The following is a 16,891-nucleotide window of genomic DNA, read 5'->3' as shown; positions in this document are numbered from 1 at the left end:
CTGAAGCGCGTCCGCCGAGGCCTGCCTTATCAATTCGGCATCAGTACCGTATCGATAACGTGAATCACGCCATTGGACTGCATGACATCGGCAATGGTAATGCCCGCCTTGCCACCTTTGGCATCCTCCACCCACAACTTGCCATCGTGCAGTATCACGGTCAGCGGTTCTCCCTGGACCGATTTCAGCATCACTTTACCGCCGTGCATTTTCGCGTCATTCATCAATTGTCTGGCGGTGTAGGTGCCGGCCACGACGTGGTAGGTCAGGATCTTTGTCAGGTCGGCCTTGTGCTCTGGCTTGACCAGCGTATCGACCGTGCCGGCGGGCAGTTTTGCGAAGGCCTCCTTGGTGGGGGCGAAGACCGTGAACGGCCCTTTGCTGTTAAGCGTATCGACCAGCCCGGCCGCTTTGACCGCTGCAACAAGCGTCGTGTGATCCTTGGAGTTGACTGCGTTTTCAACGATGGTTTTCGTCGGATACATGGCAGCGCCGCCAACCATCACGGTATCGGCGGCAGAGCTGAATCCGGCGCCCAGACTCAACAGTGTGAAGCACGCGATAGCAAGGCGTTTGATGAACATGTGCATGATGCGTCTCCTTGATTTTTCGACCCTTCGAATGAGGGTGTTGAATGTACGGAGCAGGGGCAGGAATGGATGCAACGCAGAGTAAAAAAATTAGACGAATGTTCACTTCAGCTGAAAGCGGTCAGTCGGATGTCACCAAAGACCCTGCGACATTCATGACTCTCCAGAAGCATGTGAATGGGAATAAGTGTTAATTGCGAATGGTTTTGTATAGCATGCGCGGGTGTTTTTGGCGGTTTCACTCCCTGCATTGGCCTATTCGTAAAGGTTTTCTTCTCCATGCGTCGAACCCTGCTTTCCATTTGTGTGCTGCAAGCCTTGTCGTCTGCCTCATGGGCTGAACAAACGGGGGGATCACCCTCAACGCTCGAGCTGGACGCAACCGATGTGATCGGTACGGCGAATTACGAAAGGGCGGACGGCCCGGTGCAGGGTTATCGGGCGACGCGCTCGGCCAGCGCCACGCGTACCGACACGTCGATTCACGAAACCCCGCAATCGATCAGTGTGGTTTCCAGGGATGCGGTCGAGGATCTGGGCGCCACCCGGTTGCAGGACGCGCTGGACTACGCCGGGGGCGTGGGGCGGGCGAACAATTTTGGTGGCCAGGGCCTGACCACGTTTACCGTGCGTGGCTTCACCAGCGGCGAGTTCTATCGAAACGGTTTCCCGATCAACCGCGGCTACCCGAACATGCCGGATGCCAACACAATCGAACGCCTCGAAGTGCTCCGCGGCCCGGCCACCATGCTCTACGGTCGGGGTGATCCTGGCGGCACCTTCAATGTGGTTTCCAAACAGCCGTTGCCCGAGCGCACCGTCACCCTGGGCAGCCAACTCAACGATCAAGGCATGAAGCGCGGCACGCTGGACGCTTCCGGTCCGCTCGACGAAGAAGGGCGCCTGGCCTATCGACTCAACGTCGTGGGCGAGGGCGGCGACACCTTCCGCGATCACGTCGAAACCGAGCGCTACGGCATCACGCCGGTGCTCACCTGGCAGGCAACCGACGCGACCAGGCTGATTTTCGAAGGCGATTTCATGCGAAACAACGCGCCGCTGGATCGCGGCGTTACCCGCTATGCGAAGCAGATCGGTACGGCCACTCGCGACAGTTTTTTCGGCGAAAAAGACGTCGGCAAACTGCATAACGATAACAACATGGCGCAACTGCGTTTCGAGCACATGCTCAACGATGACTGGACCCTGGGTGGCGGTTTCCAGTGGCTCGATGGTTCGCTCAAGGGCAACGCAATCGAGGCCAACGGTATAGCCGATGACGGCCGCACCCTGGGGCGCAACTTCAACTATCGCAAGCTGGAGTGGACCGACAAGGATACCCAGCTCAACCTGACCGGGCACTTCGATACCGCTGGCTTGCAGCACACGTTGCTCACCGGTATCGAGTATGAGGATTACGACTACAAGTCGATCATTCAACGCTCCAGCGGCGCTGTCGGTGCGTACCCGATCGACATCTTCGATCCAGTGTACGGCCAGCCGCGTCCGGCACTTACCCGCACGCCGACTCACGACAAGGAAAACCTCAAGACGTATGCCGCGTTCGTGCAGGATCAGGTGGCATTGACCGACAAATTGAAAGTGCTGGCCGGCGCGCGTTTCGAGCGCTTTGAACATGATTACGAAACCTATGTGCCCGGCGGCAAGAGTTGGCAGGCGAGTGACAATGCGGTGACCCCGCGCATCGGCGTGACCTACGACTTGACCGAGACGTTGGCGGTCTATGCCGACACCGCGCGCTCCTTCAAACCGAACACCGGCGCCAGTCGCCAGGGCGGCGGGTTCGCGCCGGAGAAGGGCAAGTCCTACGAAATGGGGATCAAGTGGGAAGCACTGGATCAGCAGTTGAGTGTCGACGCAGCGGTCTATCAGATCGACAAACGTAACGTGTTGACCACCGACCCGGTGGACTCGACCTTCAGCGTTGCAGCCGGTGAGGTGCGCAGCCGTGGTTTCGACCTCAACGTCGCTGGCAACCTGACCCCCGAATGGCGGGTGATTGGCGGCTACGCCTATGTCGATGCTCAAGTGACCAAGGACAACGTGTTGCGCTCTGGCACGCGCCTGCTGAACATCCCGAAAAACAGCTTCAGCCTGCTGAATATGTATGAGTTCCAGGACGGCGCGCTCAAGGGCTTGGGCCTGGGCACCGGCCTCAAGTACGTCGACGAGCGCGCCGGCCAAACCGCTAACACCGCGTTTTCGATGGGCAGTTACACCGTTGTCGACCTGCTCGGCTTCTACAAGGTCAATGACAAGGTGCGATTCAATCTTGACCTGAAAAACCTGTTCGATCGCGATTATGAAGAAGGCGCATTCGGCAACGTCTACGCTTATCCAGGCGCGCCGCGAACCGTGCAGGTCGGTATTTCCTACACCTTGTAGAAGGGGCGGGCACGAATCTCACATGCCAGAAAAGACACAGCCCTGAATCCTCAGGGCTGTGTCGTTGTTATTCCGTGGCAACTGAACCGTTCTTGCTGTAGCCGCTGCCGGCCTCGGTCAAGTTCGAGTAAAAGATGCAGCCGATCAGCCTCGCGAACAGGCCTAGCGTGTCCGCCAGGTCCGGGTCGTCGAATATCACTGCCCTGGAATCCAATGCACACAGCGCGCCCCAAAGTTGTCCATCGGGCAGGAAAACAGGCGCACCTGCGTAGCTTTCAATCAGGTATTGCTTTACCACAGGACGTGTCGAAAACCTGCCGTCTCGACTTATCTCCGGCACGAAAAGCACTTGGGGATCTCTTCGAAACTCACTGCAAAGGGTGGTCTCGAGTTCCAGTGTGTCGCCGGTGTTGATCCCAAGCTCGATCGGATCGTACGCGGAACAGACAATCCATTCCGTCTCCGTGAATTTTGCGATCGCTGCGAAGCGCGTTCCGGTCATCCGTGTGACGAGCTGCAGAATATTGGTGGTGGCTTCAATTTCAGCGATAGAGGCGCGTTCCTCCGCGCTTAGCAACGCTCTGTGAATAGTGTCACTGAGAGGCATGCATTTTTCTCCGGTAATGAATGATCGAACTGGCAGCTGCTAAACGCCTTTGAAACTGCTCGTTTGATTCCAGACAAAACGGATTCGTTCACTTGAATGGTTTTTGATGGCCAGCATTGTCGTTAACGAGAACTAAAGTACTCGTTAAGGACGGGGCTTGGTCCATCCTGCTCTTCGCATTCAGATGTCTGCGAGGTTTTCTCGCGCCCACTGCTCGGCAGTGGTGACTTGAATGGATTGCTGCTCGTTGAACGTGCCTGCCTTGGGCCAGGCCACGCCTCTGCCTTGTGCGAACACTGCACGGTACTTTTTGATGTGATGGGTGGGGTCTTTTTCCAACTCTTGGATCAGGTGCGCAACCGTCCAGACGTTACGTTTGAAGGGCCGTCCCAGCCCGCGTTCGAGGATGTCCGCCACCTGCCCATACGTCACGGTGTCGCCAGCCAGGTAGACAATTTGATTGCGCAGGCGAGGCTCGAAGAAGACGATTTCTGCTGTCAAGGTACCAATGTCTTGCGGTGTGGTGAGCGTCACGCGGGTTTCAAGACTGCCCAGGGCGTTGACTGTGTCGTTTTCGAAGTCCACCACCTCAAACACCGGCTCGAACAGAAAGCTGGTGAACATACCTGTCGAGATGATGACCCATTCGGTTTTATCCTGAGCGCGCAGCAACTCGCGCACATCGAGCTGGGCATCGAACAGATCCTGGGGACTGCCGCGCCCGATCACCTCAAAGTCGACGCCAAATTGCCAGGGAAAGTAGCGCTTGACGCCCGACTTGAGCGCTGCTGTGGCCAGCTTCATGGGTGTTTCGCGACCGGCGACCATGCCTGCACAGCCGATGACGGTATCGAATCGAGCGAAGACCTCAGCCAGTTGATCGATCGAATCGTTGACCAGGTCTGCGGCAACCATTTGGATGTCCAGACTGCGCAATTCAGCGATTTCTGCTTTCTTCTCCGGTATCTGCGTGTTGATCGTGGCGTCCCTGAGCAGAACGCTGATTCTGGAACCGGGCGCACGTTTTGCCACCTGCGCAAGATTGCGCAGAACCGCGAGGCCAAGTTCGCCGGCACCTAGGACGAGAATTGATTGGGGGGATTGCGGGGTCACTTCGGTCATGATGTCTCCTGAAACCGGTTGCCTGTAAGATCAGCCAATGCTTGCACTATTGGGCAACGCTCGTAAGAAGGCACACGTGTGATACCAGGGGTAGAAATGACCGATCAAGACGTTCTGAGCCAGGCGCAAACTATCTGCCAAACGCTTAGAGAAGATGATGATGGCGTCAGGCGGGAAGTCCTGACTCACGCCGGTAGCCGATGGTCATTGGGCATCCTGCATGCCTTGGGTGTTTACGGGACGATGCGCCATGCCGAGATAAAAAGGCAGATGACCGGTGTGACCCAGCGAATGCTGACCAAGACACTGCGCGCCCTAGAGCGCGATGGTTTGCTGAGTCGGTGCGAGTTCGATGAGATTCCGCCGCGTGTCGAGTACGCGCTGACGCCGCTGGGCATGGAGCTGTTGGTGCGTATGTCACCCATCTGGACCTGGGTCGTCGAGAATGTCGATGACTTCCGCAAAGCGCGCCGCACTTTCGACAGTCAGGACGGCAACAAGCCTTCCTGGCAAATACCTACGCCCATTCCAGCCGATTCCAAAACGCTTTAGCCGGCGGCTGCCTGGGTGCTATGGACACCAGCCGCGCCGTTGGCGATTCGAATGACATCGTTGTTCCAGTACAGCCATTGCGAGCAACGTCTGCAATAATGACGACCACAGCGGTGCGATGGCATATCAAGTGCTCGTGCCGGTATTCGGCATTTGGTTCTGGAGGACTCCATGCGTGACATTATTGACGGCTTTCTGCGCTTTCAGCGCGAGGTTTATCCGCAACGCGTCGAGCTTTTCAAGCAGCTCGCGACGGCACAAAATCCGAAGGTGTTGTTCGTCACCTGCTCGGACAGTCGTGTTGTGCCCGAACTCCTTACGCAGCGCGAACCGGGCGAATTATTCGTCATTCGCAACGCCGGCAACATCGTGCCGTCGTATGGTCCCGAACCTGGCGGTGTCTCGGCCACCGTTGAATATGCGGTCGCCGTGCTCGGGGTACAAGACATCGTAATCTGTGGCCACTCCGACTGTGGAGCGATGGGCGCGATTTCACGCTGCACGTGTCTGGATCATCTTCCGGCGGTCGCTAACTGGTTACGCCACTCGGACGCCGCGAAAGCGATTAACGCGGCGCATGAGTTCGACACACCCCGCGCGAAGCTTGATGGGCTCGTTCGCGAAAACGTGATCGCGCAACTGGCGAACCTGCGTACGCATCCATCGGTGGCTCTCGCGCTGGAGCAGGGGCGCATGAATCTGCACGGTTGGGTCTACGACATTGAGGCGGGGTGCATCGACGCGCTCGATGGCGCAACGCGACGCTTCGTGTCACTTGCTGATTCGCCAACCACCGTTGCGATCACTGCGCGTAACGGCGGACCGATGTAATAGCGTGCAAGAAGGGCTGAAATCGGACGATAACAGCCTGTCGAGCGAGATCCAGAACAGCGTGTTGCGCGGCTTCGCCATGCGCCAGTCTGGTCTCGCCTGAGCGCTGCTACCCTGGCTGGCCCATACCTGCCGGTCATAAATCCCTTGCTCTAACGCCTGATTCATAAAGATAACGACAAGCGTGCCGATACTCCAAAAGTACTCCAGGCCACTGCACACTGTTTTTGGCGATGAGCAAGGAACACCCGATCATGTCTACTCGTCAGAACGCACTCAAAGCATCCGACGTGGCCCTTTGCGCTTTGGTGTGCCTGGCTGGGGTGGCCGTCACGTTCCTGGTACTCGTTCTGTTCGTAGGGTCAGAGCAGCGTACCGTCAGCGTTGCTTTTCAACTGGAGGTCGACGAAAGATTCAGTCGCCTGCAAAGACGCTTTAATACTCAGGTCTTGAAACTGGACGTTGTGAGGCGTTTCTTTATCAACGCCGACGATGTCACTGAAAAGGAGTTTATGGGCTTCGTTACGCCTTTGGTGGAAGAGGATGAAGCCTGTAGCTGGGTACCCAGGGTTCTCGAGAAAGATCTCCCGGCATTTCGCGCCAAGGCACTTCTCAACGGCACCAGTGATTTTTCATATCATGAAATCAACCCCGTGACCGGCGAACGAGTTCCCCTCACCAGCCGGCCGGAACACTGGATATTGCTCTACCTATTGAAGCGCGATGACGTAAAGATCATCCCCGGCATGGATGTTCTCTCGCGCCCGGGGCGCCAGGCCTTGATGAGCAAGGCACGCGAAACACGTCAAATAGTGGTGTCTGAACCGTTGAAAATGACCAACGGCCAGTCGGGGATTTTCTTTGTCGCACCTGTCTTCCGCGAGTCCCCTGAGGCGCCATCGAACGATGATGATTTGCAGGGGTTCGTTGTCTCCACCGTACGCCTGGCTTCTTTGATGGAACAAGGCATTCCATTACCAAGTCTGCAGCGACTGAACGTGACGCTTTCATTGATCGACACGCAGCATCAAGGGGAAACCATTTATCAGAGCTCGGCTCCTGCTGCTCCTTCAGCGCTGTACGAGCAACGGCTGCTGAAAGTAGCCGACCAGAATTACTTGATCCAGTTCAGGCCGAGCTCAACCTTTCTGGTCGCCAATAGTTACGCACTGTCCATCAGCCTGATTATCGTGTTCGGAGCAGGGTTGACGCTGCTGCTGACCTTGATGGTGTACTTGCTGATTACGCAGCGCGCCCGCGCGCTCTCGCTGGTAGATGAACGCACGCAAGACTTGCGTCTGTTGAACATTACCGATCACCTGACCGGAGTCTATAACCGCCGATACTTCGAAGAGTTGATGGAGCGCCTGCTCATCGAGGCTAACGCGCAATACCGCCCTCTGTCGCTGATCATGTTTGACGTCGATCACTTCAAGCACATCAACGACCGCTGGGGCCATCAGTGTGGGGATGACGTTCTGAAGACGTTGTGCACACGAATACGTTCGGCAACACGCAAAACCGATCTGCTGTGCAGAACCGGCGGAGAAGAGTTCGCATTGATCTGCCCGGATACCGAACTGAACGATACAAGGCTGCTGGCAGAAAAGCTTCGAGCGCTGATCAGCACCCAACCCTTTGATGAAATTGGACAGGCAACGTGTAGCTTCGGCGTTGCGACGTGGATTCCATCAGAGTCGTTTGACGCCTTCATTCGGCGTGCCGATACCGCGATGTACCGTGCAAAATCGAGTGGTAGAGACCAAGTCCAGGTTGCCGATACGTAGCACTAGTCGGTCGTTCAAAACCTTTGAACACCACTGATTGCTGAAGTCATCAGGATCCGAAAATAACTCACCGGTCGAAGGGGCGGACGCGTTACTGCCCAAGCGGATCAGTTCATTGGCGAAGCACAGGCCGACGATGATCTGTGCTGCTCCCGCGTACGGGCTTTCGCCCGGTAGCTCGAAGCTTTTCTGCCTGCCGCCGAAGGCATGGGGCTGGCTTGGCTTCCCTACTGGTTGATTCGTGATCGAATGCAGCAGGGCACACTCATAGAGATATGGGGGGATCGGCCTAGAGCAGCCATGGAGTGCTACGTCGTCTGGCCCGCAGCTCAATATCAACCGCTTCGATCTCGCCTTGCGATAGACGTGCTTGTCTGCGAATTGGAGAAAATCCCGCAAGATGGGTAGCGCTAGCGATAGTGGAAGACGACTGTTGCACAGACCATTGACCCAAGGAGATATCACATGACGAAAAACACAAATCGGCTTCTGGCGGCAGTAGTTGCCGTTGGCATGGGATCTGGCTTCGGAGCTGTTACGACGCAGGCCCAAGAGGCAACCACGACCGTCGTACGCATTGCAGAGTTGGAGATCGATCCGGCACACATTGAAGCCTACAAGGTGGCGGTCAGGGAAGAGATGGATGAATCCATCCGCGTTGAACCCGGGGTGCTTGCCATCTACTCGGTTGCGGAGAAGGACAAGCCCAACAGTCTTCGTTTTTTCGAGATTTATGCGAGTGAGGAGGCCTATCGGGCACACATCGAATCACCGCACTTCAAGAAATATGTTGCGATAACGCAGCGCATGATCCTGGCACGCAAGCTGATCGAGACCCAGCCTGTGCAACTCAGTGCTAAAGCGCGACAGCCTGAGTGAAGACGAATGTCACCTCTATCTTGCGAAGGACCTTTACCCATGCAGTTGAATCACTGCGCATCACGCCGAGACGAGCCGCTACATCAGCGACAGGCAGCTTCTTTTCGGTCACTTGATTGACTGCTTGGATTTTGAATTCTGCGGGGTAATGCGAGTTGCTCATGGCACCTCCTAATTGACCTCGGTTTGAGGCATGGAGGTGTCTACGAAACCTGGGGCGGTTCAGGATAAACGTGAGCCATGGCATGGCAAGTGTGCAGAAATCGTGTGCTTGAGACGTTCCTGTGCCGCGGGAATGGATCCTGCGGGCGATACAAGCGAAGCCGTCAATATTGGTTCCTCGGGCAAAGGGCATGAATCCGCTAAAAAGGCGTGTCGCTCCTGTAGTTCTGTACTCGCAATACTTGGAGTCCACCATGATTAGTCATGAGCAAATTGTTCATTTTTCGGAGCAGTTGAGTAAAGGTAAGGCTGAAGCTGAAGCGGCTCGGAACATAATGAAGTTTATGTGCGCGGGCGTCGGTATCGTTCTTCAGGACGAAGGAGTGTCCCCGAGTGTCAAAAGCGCGTTCGAAGCTGCGCAAAGATACTGGTTTGAGGGCGGGAAAAATGAAAGGGAGTTGAATACTGCCAGAGTTAAATGTTGGGATTTTCTGGAAGCGAAAGGGCGCGATGTTGACATTGAGGATAACGAGGATGCTGTCGCAAGAGCTTTGTTTTGCGTCATGTATCCTGACAGAGCTTCCGATGAAGATTTCGTGCAAGAGTCATTTCAGTGGTTTTTCGAGATGATCAATAGGGTTGGCGACTTCAGTCAGGCTTTTGAACCGCTAGCCGCAAAAGTAGCGCTCGACGGAAGGGCGTGACCAAAAAGGGATAAGCGCTGCCTATCACAACTGTGATAGCCCAGTAAAAAAGAGACGGTCATTAGCTGGTCTAAAGTCAAGGGTAAGAATCGCACTAGTTTCGCAGGCACAACTGGCCCGTTCTTTTTGCCAGTTCTCTAACGTTCACAACAGGCGGTAATCGGCCAAAAGTAGCCCACGAGTAGCCAATCAGTGTTACCGCTTATAGTTCTGTTGCGTCCAGTCCCCTCCTAACTGTACCTGTGCACCCGGCCCCGATGCTGCGAGTATTCTTGCACTAACCTAGAACTGTGACGCTGAATTTGATGGACCTTGTTGACGACTTTCCCGAGTTTTTCCTGCCACGCTGCACCCTGCGGCGAATTCATCGACGTGATGTCGATGCGATTTTTGCAGGGCTCTCTAATCCGCAGGTAGTTGCCTGCTACGGCGTGTCTTACGACAGTCTCGAAGCCACGGACGAGCAAATGCGCTGGTACGACGCGTTGCTCGAAGAGCGCAAGGGTATTTGGTGGGGCATAGCCCAGCCGGGTCAGGACGAGTTGGTAGGCGCCTGCGGCTTCAATGATTGGTCTCATGCTGATCGCAGCCTGGAAATCGGTTACTGGCTGATGCCGGAGTACTGGGGGCAGGGGCTCATGCAAGCCTGCCTGCCCACTATTATCCGCTTCGCCTTGGGCACGCTCGGCGTGCACCGCATCCATGCAGATGTTGAGCCGGAGAATCCCGCCAGTTCGCGCTTGCTGGAGCGACTCGGCTTTGTGTTTGAGGGAACTCTTCGGGAGTTGGAGTACAAGCACGAGCGCTTCCTCAGCCTGCACCAATACAGTCTGCTGGCCACTGACCCGGCGGGGCGAGCGTTATTGGCAGACGATACACCGATCTTACGGCCGTCCCGTGGGGCAGATGCGTCTGTGCTCAGTGCTCTGCCTCAGCGCAGCAAAGCCCATTAGGGTTATCCTGCGGAGTGGATGGAAGCGTGGAAGCCGCGCTGACGCTAACCCCTGCGCAACTGGCTGGTCATTACGCGGTGTTGGTCGCGGCGGATGGTTCACATGGGGCTTCTATGGGTTGAAGCGAGCATTTGGAACATTGCTGGGTCGACCCGTCAACCATGAAGGGGGCCACGGGCGGCGCCTCTCAGCCCCTTCAATTCGAGGGCTACACCATGGATGCTATTGCCGACTACTCAAATGAACACCATCGCCGTTGCGTCATGGAACTCTGGGAAACTGTATTCGGTTACGAAACCGCGCATAACACCCCCAGCCTGGCTATCGACAAAAAACTGGCCGCAGCGGATGGCCTTTTCTTTGTGGCCCTGTCAGGACATGAAATTGTTGGCACCGTTCTCGCCGGATACGACGGTCATCGTGGATGGTTGTACTCGGTGGCGGTGCACCCGTCGCACCGCAGAAAAGGCATAGGGATGAATCTAGTCCGTCACGCAGAGGATGCTCTGACCGAGCGAGGCTGCATGAAAGTTAATCTGCAAATCATCAGCTCAAATGAAAGTGTCAAAACCTTCTACGAATCTCTGGGCTACTCGACCGAACCGCGAATCAGTATGGGCAAAAAGATCGAGTCGAATATCGAGATGCCGGGAGAGCAGGCTTGGTAAACGTCCGCTTCGGGTACAGAGTGTGTAAAAACGCTTCGCCAAAATTGAAGTGTGCGCGTCTACGTCAAATCTGAAATTTATCGCCACGTCAGCAGTCAGCAGTCAGCAGTCAGCAGTTGTGGATTTCGCGTAGAAGCGCGATTTCCAGTCCAGTTTTGAGTACCTGTCGCGCGCAAAAACACTTTTTACACAGCCTCGGTCGTAAGCAGACGCCGCCGAATGACTGCTTTTGGCCGGTTTCAGCCTGTCGCGACAGATCAAAATCGAACCAAAAGCGGGCATTTTTAAGGTGATCTTTTGATTCCCCACTGTCTGTCTTATTGCTGCCGTTCAATCAGAATCCATATCCGTGATATCGCTCAAATTGGAAGCTCCCAGGAAGTAGAACAGTCCAGCTGCAACAATGAAGAGCGCAAGCATGTAGAAGATGTAGTGGGGAGGCTGAGTCGCCAATACGATTCCGCAAAGCACCGGCCCCAGCGCCGCGCCGAGGTTGGACAGGTTTTGTGCTCCGTAATACATGCCGCGCAGGTTGTCCGGAGCGATTTTGTCGATGAACATGTACTCGGCGGGGAATACGATGATCTCGCCGACCGTAAAAATGGCTATGGAAATGACCCAGAGCAGGATAGAGGTCGACAGGGCAAAACCCGCCAACCCCAGCATGAACATACTCAGTCCCGCGACCAGCCACAGATTCAGATGCCTGTGAGAGATCTTCCTGCCTATGGAGTATTGCAAACTGATCACCATCAGCGCATTGGTCGCCACAACGGTGCTGATGATCTGGTAGGTGGATTCTGGTGTAGTAGTGACCACCAGATACTGGGAGAGATAAGCGGTGAACTGGCCAAAAACCACCGCACTAAGCAGCCCACCAAGGGTGAAACACACCAACCGATAATCTTGGAGTAACAGTTTTCCCACGGCCAGAAACGGTACTGGTTTCTGAGCTGAATCGGTGGCGTTCAGGTCTCTATTGCCCCAAACGAAATAGATGAAAAAGAATCCTGCTCCAAGCCCGGCTGATAACAGGAATGGCAAGCTGAGATCCAGTTTGGCCATGCCAGCGCCAAGAAACGGGCCGACGGCATACCCGATGTTGGTCAGCGTATATTTGATCGAGAAAACTTCGCTGCGATCAGTGACGAGAAGCAGGCTGCCAAATCCTGATTTAATCGCGATATCAATGACCGCATAAGCCAGGTTGATCAGTACCAGGCAGCTGTAGAACAGCCAAAGTTCGCGAGCCAGAAACGTCCCTAGAAACCCCAGCGTGAACACGCCACTGAAGGCCAGGATCAGCCGGTAACTGGACATCTTGTCGACCAGAAAACCACCGTAAAGACTCAATAACGACCCAATGATCAGTGTGCTGCCTATAACCAGGCCGATATCGGCGACGCTTAAGCTGAAACTGCCGGAAAGGTAAATAACCAGATAGGGCAGGGTAATTGCCCGCGCCAAGGTCAATATCAGGGACGCCGACAGCAGCAAATTTATTGTTGTCGGATAGTTTTTTAGCGTGGCCAGCATCCTTGCCTCATCGTTCAGCAGGTTGTTTTGATAGCGTTTGTCAGTCGCAAAGTGTTGATTGATGCGCGAATCAAGCTTACTGGGGAATTATGTTCTGATTTATGATGTTTTTTATCATATCGACAGAATTCAATTCATGAATGCGGGGCATGCATGTTTTCCTCCGAACGTTTAAAGGGCATTGATGTATTTGTCTGCGTTGCCGACTCCGGCAGCTTTAAAGGCGCTGCCGAGCGGATGAGTCTGACGGCTTCGGCAATCAGTAAAGGGATAGCTCGATTGGAGAGCAGGCTTGGGACTCGGTTGTTCCACCGAACAACTCGAAGCTTGTCACTGACGGATGCGGGGATTGCGTTCTATCGCACATGTACAGGCGTGCTGGCTGAGCTCGAAGAGGCTGAGCTGTCCCTACTTGCCGAAAACACTGAACCTCGCGGCAGGATTCGCATTGACCTTCCAGGTGCATTCGGCCGCCTGCAGGCACTTCCGGTCATTCTGCGGTTTGCCCAGGAACATGCACTGCTGCTGCCGCACATTTCGTTTTCCGACCGTTTCATCGATCCTATCGAGAAAGGTGCCGATATCGTCGTACGCATCGGTGGTTCGGACGTTTGGCCCGCCACATTGGGGCACCGCTATCTGGGCAGTGAGTGGCATATCTTCTGTGCGTCTCCCGCATATTTGAGTAAGCACGGCACGCCCTTGACCGATCGCGACCTGGAAAATCATCAGTGCATCGCTTACGGCTGGGCGGATGGGACGGTTAGCCCTTGGAGTTTTTCAGGACAGCATCCGGGCGAAATTGAACGCAGGGCGATAGCCGCAAAATTCGTTGTGGGAGATGGCGAAGGTTTGGTAATCGCGGTATCGGCGGGATGCGGGATCGCGCAGTTACCGTCATGGTTGATCGAACGTCAGCTTGAAGAGGGGACATTGGTTGAAGTGCTTCCCCAGTTGGCAACCGAAGGCCAGGCGATCAATCTGATTTGGCTAAAGAGCCGTCAGGCGCTTCCCAAGGTCAGTGCATTATTGGAGGCGCTTGCCGCTGGTTTGGTACCGTCTGCTAGCAAAATTCAATGACCGCTTATGGCCGAAAGCGGTCTACTGAGCATTCAATGCTACCGACGCGCTGTGCTTAGTTTGATTTGTTTAGCACCAACTTAACGGTGTCAGAAGGGTAGGGTTGCGGAAATGCCCGAATAGATGCGGAAACGATCCATAGAGAGAGGAGCAAATTTCCTGAATGCCAGAAACGACAAAGCCCTGAATAATCAGGGCTTTGTCGTACATAAGATGGCGGAGGCGATGGGATTCGAACTCATGGACCTGTTACAGTCGACGGTTTTCAAGACCGTTGCCTTAAACCACTCGGCCACACCTCCGTTGCGTTGCGGGCGCCATAATACCTGAATGAAACACACTGTCAAACTCTCTGCATGGCTTGTTACAGAGCGTCTGTTATGATCTTTGCGACTGAACGTTTCAAACCAACAGGAGTGTCGCCATGCGCGAACAGGATTACGCAGTTAATAACAGCGTGCAGGCTGAGCAGCTAGAGGTTAGCCGCGTCCTGCGCAACACTTACGGTCTACTGGCTCTGACCCTGGCTTTCAGCGGCGTGATGGCGTTCGTGGCACAGCAGATGCGTGTGGGCTACCCGAACATCTTCGTGGTGCTGATCGGCTTCTACGGGCTGTTCTTCCTTACCAACAAACTCCGTGACTCCGCGTGGGGCCTGGTGTCCGCGTTTGCGTTGACCGGATTCATGGGTTTCCTGCTCGGCCCGATCCTCAACCGTTACCTGGGCATGCAGGGCGGCGCTGAAGTGGTCAGTTCGGCGTTCGCGATGACCGCGCTGGTGTTTGGCGGTCTGTCGGCCTACGTGCTGATCACCCGCAAGGACATGAGCTTCCTCGGTGGTTTTATCACCGCCGGTTTCTTCGTCCTGCTGGGGGCAACGCTGGCGAGCATGTTCTTCCAGATCAGCGGCCTGCAACTGGCGATCAGCGCCGGCTTCGTGCTGTTCTCGTCGGTGTGCATCCTGTTCCAGACCAGCGCCATCATCCACGGCGGTGAGCGCAACTACATCATGGCGACCATCAGCCTTTATGTATCTATCTACAACCTGTTCGTCAGCTTGTTGCAGATATTCGGCATCATGAGCCGCGACGACTGATCGCCAGACTGGCATCAACAAAAAACCCGCATTTGCGGGTTTTTTGTTGCCTGCTGAAAATGCACCTAGTTGATGACGATGCTGCCATCGGCGTGCTGTTTGTAGACGGTATAAGGCAGTAAAAACGTATCGAGCACCCCGGACGCCGCTGCATCGATGAGGATGCCGAAGTTCGCGTTGTTGTGCTGGAACGTGTCGACACCTTCGCGCACTTCGGCGTTCATCAGGCAGAAGTCGTAGGTCACACCGCTGTAGATCCGTGGCACGGCGCCGCAGTAGCTTTTCTCTCTCTTGAGGCTGTCGGCGGTGTGCTTGTCGCTGCTCACTACGGTTTGCACCGTACCGCAACCATTGAGCACCAACGCCATCAGCATCACTGCATAACATTTCATACCGCCAATCCTTAGCTGGAAAAACCTCAATCTACGCCGAACGTGGAGAAAAAGCACTCAAGCCATCGGCGGCAGCCGGCGCTTGACGGGGGTCTTTTTGACAATCGCGGTATTGGTTTCGGCCAAGGTATTGAGGCGGTCGAGCAGGGTGTCCAGTTGTTCCATCGAACGCACATGCAAGCGGGCAATGAAACAGTCCTCGCCGGTGACCTTGTCGCACTCGGTAAACTCTGGAATCGACAGAATCTGCCGCTCGACTTCCTGCAACTGTCCCGGCAGCGGGCGCACGCGGACGATCGCCTGCAACTGGTAGCCGAAGCATTTGGGGTCAATCTCCACGGTGTAGCCCTTGAGCACGCCGCGCTCTTCCAGGCGACGCAAGCGCTCGGCCACGCTCGGCGAAGACAGGCCGCTGAGTTGCGCGAGCGCCTTGAGTGAGCGCCGCGAATCTTCCATCAAGGCGCCGATCAGGATCTGGTCGATGTCGTCAGTCATAAAAACTCCTGAATTAGGCAACTGAAAGAAACTACCCACTATAAAAAAGGCAGATAGCGAGTTTAGCCTGCTTTATGCGCTGGAGTGGCCCCGGCTCCACTTGGCATACTTTTGCTACAAAAGAGGAGACTGAAATGGACAAGACAATCCGCCGCGGCTCATTTGAAATGACTGCAGCCATGCTGATATCCGGGACGATCGGCTGGTTTGTGCTGGTGTCCGGGCAACCGGTGCTGGATGTGGTGTTCTGGCGCTGCGTGTTCGGCGCCGGCACCTTGCTGCTGATTTGCGCGGCATTCGGTTTTCTGCGCCCGGGCATGCTGACCCGCACGACGTTCCTGCTGGCCGTGCTCAGCGGCGTAGCGATTGTCGGCAACTGGGTGCTGTTGTTTGCTTCGTACTCCCGGGCGTCGATTGCCATCGGCACCGCGGTGTACAACGTACAGCCGTTCATGCTGGTCGGGTTGGCGGCGCTGTTTCTCGGCGAGAAAATCACCCTGCAGAAGCTGTTCTGGCTGGCGATCTCGTTCATGGGAATGTTGGCCATCGTCAGTGCCCACGGCACCCAGGCCGAGAGTGGCGGCGACTATCTGACAGGCATTGCGCTGGCATTGGGCGCAGCGTTTCTCTACGCGATTGCCGCACTGATCATCAAACGCCTGACCGGCACACCGCCGCACCTGATCGCGCTGATTCAGGTCTGCACCGGCGTGCTGTTGCTCGCACCGTTCGCGCATTTCAGCGCACTGCCGCAAGCAGCGACTGCGTGGGCGAGTCTGGTGACGCTGGGCATTGTGCATACCGGTTTGATGTATGTGCTGCTGTACGGCGCGATCCAGAAACTGCCGACGGCATTGACCGGTGCGCTGTCATTTATCTATCCGATTGCAGCGATTTTCGTCGACTGGTTCGCCTTCGGCCATCGCCTGGAGATCCTGCAATGGGTCGGCGTGGCGGCGATCCTGCTGGCGGCTGCCGGCATGCAGCAGGGCTGGGGGTTGAAAATTCGCCGGCTCGCCGCGCAGTAACGC

General features: G+C 55.7%; 18 protein-coding genes, 1 tRNA gene and 2 pseudogenes. 12 read left to right on the top strand and 9 right to left on the bottom strand.

Annotated features, from left to right (window positions below; genetic code table 11):
• Positions 1-29: 29 nt before the first annotated feature.
• Positions 30-590, bottom strand: coding sequence for a fasciclin domain-containing protein (locus tag ACXX9E_RS20960; RefSeq protein WP_458556096.1), 561 nt, complete (start codon positions 588-590; stop codon positions 30-32).
• A gap of 279 nt (positions 591-869) precedes the next feature.
• On the opposite strand from ACXX9E_RS20960, the gene ACXX9E_RS20955 reads away from it, so the two are divergent.
• A complete protein-coding gene (locus tag ACXX9E_RS20955; protein WP_458556095.1) occupies positions 870-2,996 on the top strand; it encodes a TonB-dependent siderophore receptor in 2,127 nt (708 codons plus the stop codon).
• A 67-nt stretch (positions 2,997-3,063) separates the two neighbouring features.
• Here the strand turns inward: ACXX9E_RS20955 and ACXX9E_RS20950 are convergent, their stop codons facing one another.
• Together ACXX9E_RS20950 and ACXX9E_RS20945 are read right to left on the bottom strand one after the other, a co-directional pair.
• Positions 3,064-3,603 (bottom strand): GAF domain-containing protein, encoded by a 540-nt coding sequence (locus tag ACXX9E_RS20950; RefSeq protein ID WP_123464351.1) that lies wholly within the window; start codon positions 3,601-3,603, stop codon positions 3,064-3,066.
• A gap of 180 nt (positions 3,604-3,783) precedes the next feature.
• Positions 3,784-4,725, bottom strand: coding sequence for an aromatic alcohol reductase (locus ACXX9E_RS20945; protein ID WP_458556094.1), 942 nt, complete (start codon positions 4,723-4,725; stop codon positions 3,784-3,786).
• Positions 4,726-4,821: 96 nt separating this feature from the next.
• Between ACXX9E_RS20945 and ACXX9E_RS20940 the strand changes: the two genes are divergently transcribed.
• From ACXX9E_RS20940 to ACXX9E_RS20930, 3 genes are all read left to right on the top strand, one after another.
• Positions 4,822-5,277 carry a winged helix-turn-helix transcriptional regulator gene (locus ACXX9E_RS20940; protein ID WP_186747959.1) on the top strand — a complete coding sequence of 152 codons (456 nt, stop codon included), beginning with the start codon at positions 4,822-4,824 and terminating at the stop codon, positions 5,275-5,277.
• A 171-nt stretch (positions 5,278-5,448) separates the two neighbouring features.
• Positions 5,449-6,108: a carbonic anhydrase gene (locus ACXX9E_RS20935; protein ID WP_123464354.1), complete on the top strand. Its 660-nt coding sequence runs from the start codon at positions 5,449-5,451 to the stop codon at positions 6,106-6,108.
• 254 nt (positions 6,109-6,362) lie between these two features.
• On the top strand, positions 6,363-7,895 hold the full coding sequence (locus tag ACXX9E_RS20930; protein WP_458556093.1) for a diguanylate cyclase: 1,533 nt from the start codon (positions 6,363-6,365) through the stop codon (positions 7,893-7,895).
• Between the two features lie 72 nt (positions 7,896-7,967).
• Here ACXX9E_RS20930 and ACXX9E_RS20925 read toward each other — a convergent pair.
• Positions 7,968-8,075: pseudogene (locus ACXX9E_RS20925) on the bottom strand (DMT family transporter); the annotation flags it as partial.
• 27 nt (positions 8,076-8,102) lie between these two features.
• Between ACXX9E_RS20925 and ACXX9E_RS20920 the strand changes: the two are divergent.
• The gene (locus ACXX9E_RS20920; protein ID WP_458556607.1) at positions 8,103-8,303 is read left to right on the top strand and encodes a type 2 periplasmic-binding domain-containing protein; all 201 of its coding nucleotides are present in this window, start codon (positions 8,103-8,105) and stop codon (positions 8,301-8,303) included.
• A gap of 57 nt (positions 8,304-8,360) precedes the next feature.
• The gene (locus tag ACXX9E_RS20915; protein ID WP_458556092.1) at positions 8,361-8,774 is read left to right on the top strand and encodes a putative quinol monooxygenase; all 414 of its coding nucleotides are present in this window, start codon (positions 8,361-8,363) and stop codon (positions 8,772-8,774) included.
• Positions 8,775-8,805: 31 nt separating this feature from the next.
• Here ACXX9E_RS20915 and ACXX9E_RS20910 read toward each other — a convergent pair.
• Positions 8,806-8,937: pseudogene (locus ACXX9E_RS20910) on the bottom strand (transposase); the annotation flags it as partial.
• Positions 8,938-9,190: 253 nt separating this feature from the next.
• On the opposite strand from ACXX9E_RS20910, the gene ACXX9E_RS20905 reads away from it, so the two are divergent.
• The 3 genes from ACXX9E_RS20905 (at position 9,191) to ACXX9E_RS20895 (ending at position 11,261) form a co-directional block, all read left to right on the top strand.
• Entirely contained in the window at positions 9,191-9,640 is a 450-nt protein-coding gene (locus tag ACXX9E_RS20905; protein WP_322374769.1) for a hypothetical protein, read from the top strand.
• A 305-nt stretch (positions 9,641-9,945) separates the two neighbouring features.
• Complete coding sequence (locus tag ACXX9E_RS20900; RefSeq protein ID WP_322374768.1) at positions 9,946-10,593, top strand: GNAT family N-acetyltransferase; 648 nt, start codon at positions 9,946-9,948, stop codon at positions 10,591-10,593.
• Positions 10,594-10,808: 215 nt separating this feature from the next.
• Positions 10,809-11,261 (top strand): GNAT family acetyltransferase, encoded by a 453-nt coding sequence (locus ACXX9E_RS20895; RefSeq protein ID WP_458556091.1) that lies wholly within the window; start codon positions 10,809-10,811, stop codon positions 11,259-11,261.
• Between the two features lie 330 nt (positions 11,262-11,591).
• Here the strand turns inward: ACXX9E_RS20895 and ACXX9E_RS20890 are convergent, their stop codons facing one another.
• A complete protein-coding gene (locus tag ACXX9E_RS20890; RefSeq protein WP_458556090.1) occupies positions 11,592-12,797 on the bottom strand; it encodes an MFS transporter in 1,206 nt (401 codons plus the stop codon).
• Positions 12,798-12,950: 153 nt separating this feature from the next.
• On the opposite strand from ACXX9E_RS20890, the gene ACXX9E_RS20885 reads away from it, so the two are divergent.
• Positions 12,951-13,877, top strand: a complete 927-nt coding sequence (locus tag ACXX9E_RS20885; RefSeq protein ID WP_222832796.1) for a LysR family transcriptional regulator — start codon at positions 12,951-12,953, stop codon at positions 13,875-13,877.
• Between the two features lie 214 nt (positions 13,878-14,091).
• On the opposite strand, the gene ACXX9E_RS20880 is transcribed toward ACXX9E_RS20885, so the two are convergent.
• Positions 14,092-14,179 (bottom strand) — tRNA-Ser (locus ACXX9E_RS20880).
• A gap of 122 nt (positions 14,180-14,301) precedes the next feature.
• Here ACXX9E_RS20880 and ACXX9E_RS20875 point away from each other — a divergent pair.
• Complete coding sequence (locus tag ACXX9E_RS20875) at positions 14,302-14,973, top strand: Bax inhibitor-1/YccA family protein (protein ID WP_123469141.1); 672 nt, start codon at positions 14,302-14,304, stop codon at positions 14,971-14,973.
• A gap of 65 nt (positions 14,974-15,038) precedes the next feature.
• Here the strand turns inward: ACXX9E_RS20875 and ACXX9E_RS20870 are convergent, their stop codons facing one another.
• Both ACXX9E_RS20870 and ACXX9E_RS20865 read right to left on the bottom strand, forming a co-directional pair.
• The gene (locus ACXX9E_RS20870) at positions 15,039-15,365 is read right to left on the bottom strand and encodes a YceK/YidQ family lipoprotein (protein WP_123469139.1); all 327 of its coding nucleotides are present in this window, start codon (positions 15,363-15,365) and stop codon (positions 15,039-15,041) included.
• Positions 15,366-15,422: 57 nt separating this feature from the next.
• Complete coding sequence (locus tag ACXX9E_RS20865) at positions 15,423-15,860, bottom strand: Lrp/AsnC family transcriptional regulator (RefSeq protein ID WP_123469137.1); 438 nt, start codon at positions 15,858-15,860, stop codon at positions 15,423-15,425.
• 134 nt (positions 15,861-15,994) lie between these two features.
• Here ACXX9E_RS20865 and ACXX9E_RS20860 point away from each other — a divergent pair, with 134 nt between their 5' ends.
• The gene (locus ACXX9E_RS20860; protein WP_322374753.1) at positions 15,995-16,888 is read left to right on the top strand and encodes a DMT family transporter; all 894 of its coding nucleotides are present in this window, start codon (positions 15,995-15,997) and stop codon (positions 16,886-16,888) included.
• Positions 16,889-16,891: the final 3 nt, after the last annotated feature.

The sequence above is a fragment of the Pseudomonas sp. GNP014 genome (genome assembly GCF_054344005.1).
This window is presented reverse-complemented; position numbering and strand designations above follow the sequence as displayed.